A 1,877-nucleotide genomic window follows, 5' to 3' on the forward strand; every position below is an offset into this window, starting at 1 on the left:
CATTTGGACCACGCCGCTCACCTGGTCGCCGCACTTCCCAAGACGCCGGCCGAGTTGACCGTCACCGCAACGGCTTCGGTGGCCACCGACACTGAGGTCGGCCGCGTCGTTCCGATCTCAGTGACGGTTGCCTCCGCCGACCGCACTGTGCTGGCCACTATGGAGGAGCGGTTCGCGATCCGTGGTCGCACCGGGCCCGCCGAGTTGACTGACCCGGTCCGGGCCGGCGGCGCGGTGTCGGAGAACGCCACCGACACCCCGCGGCGTCGCCGCCGCGACGTCACGCTTACCGCGCCGGTCGACATGCGACCGTTCGCAGTGGTGTCCGGAGATCACAACCCGATCCACACCGACCGGGCCGCCGCGCTGCTGGCCGGCCTGGAATCGCCGATCGTGCACGGCATGTGGCTGTCGGCCGCCGCGCAACACGTCGTCACCGCCACCGACGGTCAGGCCCGGCCGCCGGCTCGGCTGATCGGCTGGACAGCCCGCTTCCTGGGCATGGTGCGACCCGGCGACGAGGTGGACTTCCGCGTTGATCGTGTCGGAATCGACCAGGGCGCAGAGGTTTTGGAGGTCGCCGCCCGCATCGGTTCGGACCTGGTGATGTCGGCTACCGCGCGACTGGCCGCTCCGAAGACGGTCTACGCCTTCCCGGGCCAGGGCATCCAGCATAAGGGCATGGGCATGGACGTCCGGGCCCGCTCCAAGGCCGCTCGCAAGGTGTGGGATGACGCTGACAAGTACACCCGCGGAACGCTGGGCTTCTCGATCCTGCACGTGGTACGGGACAACCCGACCAGCCTGATCGCCAGCGGCGTGCACTACAACCACCCTGAGGGCGTGCTGTACCTGACCCAGTTCACCCAGGTCGCGATGGCGACTGTGGCTTCGGCGCAGGTTGCGGAGATGCGCGAGCAGGGCGCGTTCGTCGAGGACGCGATCACCTGCGGTCACTCGGTCGGTGAGTACACCGCGCTGGCCTGCGTGAGCGATATCTACGGGCTGGAAGCGTTGTTGGAGACGGTGTTCCAGCGTGGATCCAACATGCACGACATCGTGCCGCGAGACGAGCTGGGCCGGTCCAACTACCGGCTGGCCGCGATCCGCCCGTCGCAGATCGATCTCGATGACGCCGACGTGCCGGAGTTCGTCGAGGAGATCGCGCGGCGTACCGGCGAGTTCCTGCAGATCGTCAACTTCAACCTGCGGGGCGCGCAGTACGCGATCGCCGGCACGGTCCGCGGTCTGGAAGAGCTCGAAGCCGAGGTGGAGCGCCGTCGTGAACTCGCCGGCGGCCGAAGGTCTTTCATCTTGGTGCCGGGCATCGACGTGCCCTTCCACTCCGAGGTGCTGCGGGTCGGCGTCGCCGACTTCCGTCGCTCGCTGGAGCGGGCTATGCCGCGGGGCAAAGACCCCGAGGTGATCATCGGGCGCTACATCCCGAACTTGGTGCCGCGGCCATTCAGCCTGGACCGCGATTTCATCCAGGAGATCCGGGATCTGGTGCCGGCCGAGCCGCTCGACGAGATCCTCGAGAACTACGACTACGGGCGCAACGAGCGCCCGTTCGACCTGGCGCGCACAGTGATCATCGAGCTGTTGGCCTGGCAGTTCGCCAGCCCGGTGCGCTGGATCGAGACGCAGGATCTGCTGTTCACCGAACCGGCGGCCGGCGGCCTGGGCGTGGAGCGGTTCGTCGAGATCGGCGTGAAGTCATCGCCGACCGTCGCCGGGCTGGCCGCCAACACCCTCAAGTTGCCCGAATACGCCCACAGCACAGTCGAAGTGCTCAACGCCGAACGCGACGCAGCCGTGCTGTTCGCCACCGACACCGACCCTGAGCCGGACCTCGGTGCCGACGAGCCGGCTGAGGG

Annotated in this window: 1 protein-coding gene; it reads left to right on the plus strand. The window is 68.1% G+C overall.

What is annotated here, in order from left to right; genetic code table 11:
• A partial coding sequence (locus WA317_RS18465) for an acyltransferase domain-containing protein (protein ID WP_425174415.1) occupies window positions 1–1,877 on the plus strand: 1,877 nt, incomplete at both ends.

The organism is Mycobacterium sp. (genome assembly GCF_049802695.1).
Lineage (GTDB): Bacteria > Actinomycetota > Actinomycetes > Mycobacteriales > Mycobacteriaceae > Mycobacterium.